This window comes from Mesorhizobium sp. M1329 (assembly GCF_040318035.1).
GTDB lineage: Bacteria > Pseudomonadota > Alphaproteobacteria > Rhizobiales > Rhizobiaceae > Mesorhizobium.
This window is the reverse complement of sequence record NZ_JAMYLN010000092.1, coordinates 1-924: the sequence shown is the minus strand read 5'-3', so window position 1 is coordinate 924 and position 924 is coordinate 1. Positions and strand designations below refer to the sequence as shown.

The 924-nt window shown below is 60.3% G+C and carries 1 protein-coding gene; it reads right to left on the bottom strand.

Features of this window, described 5'->3' with window-relative positions; genetic code table 11:
- Positions 1-62 precede the first annotated feature (62 nt).
- Positions 63-924 (bottom strand): hypothetical protein (locus NKH21_RS32695; RefSeq protein ID WP_352671832.1); only part of this gene is annotated, 862 nt, incomplete at its 5' end.

Genomic DNA, 924 nt, shown 5'->3' with positions numbered 1-924 from the left:
TGTGACCTGCTGTGCCAGATCGCTGACAAGGGTTGTCAGGCTGCGAGTGTCCTGGTTGTCAGTCATGGGTTTCGCTCCAGGCTTGCATTGGCCCAGTCATCGCCGGATTGATCGGATCTTAACGGGGCTGGCTCAACTGGCTCTGCCGATCGCCACCCCGACTCACTCGAACTAGGACCCGTCTCGGTCGCCCGGCCTGTTCCCGACTGGCCCGGTGCTCCGCTTTGGGCAGAGGGTGGCGAGCTCTTGATGAACCGTCCCAACGCCAGCCCTGCCAATACCGAACCGGCGATCAGAGCCCCCGAGTTTTCGCGGCCGAACGACTGGATTTCGCCAAGCACCTCGTGGAAAGGCTTGTCCTTCAGGGACGAGGAAAGCCGCTCGAGCCCGCCTGCGGCGTCAAGGGCGAATTTCGAAGCGGTCCGTTGATCATTGTTGGCAAGATGCTCGCTTGCCGCGCGCAATGCGCCGCTGAAGGCCTTGAGATTGGCGCTCACGTCGCGCTGCGTTCCCTCCGCCTTGTTGAACAATGCTTGCTTTGCTTCCGATGCGTAATCGCCGGCTTTCCTGGTGATCTCGTCACGCGCATCGTGGAGCGCTTCCGTCGCGGTCTGCTTTTCGCGTTGTAGTCTTTCCGAAAGCTCGCTTCTGGCTGTGTCGAAATCGGCCGTCTGACGGCCCTGATCGTCCTGGTCCTGCATGGTGTCTCCTAGTGGAATCCGAGGAAGGAGAGGATCGCAAGCACGACGACGACGAGGCCGATGAGATAAATGACATTGTTCATGGCGCAATCTCCTCCACTGCGCACCGAACTTGCCTGTGCTTCCCGTGTTCCCCGCAAGCGTCATCTTTTTTGGTAAGCGAAGCCTAACCAGCCTCAAGGCGGGATCTTGTCCTGTGCCGATGGCGGTGAGCGCGCGGTTG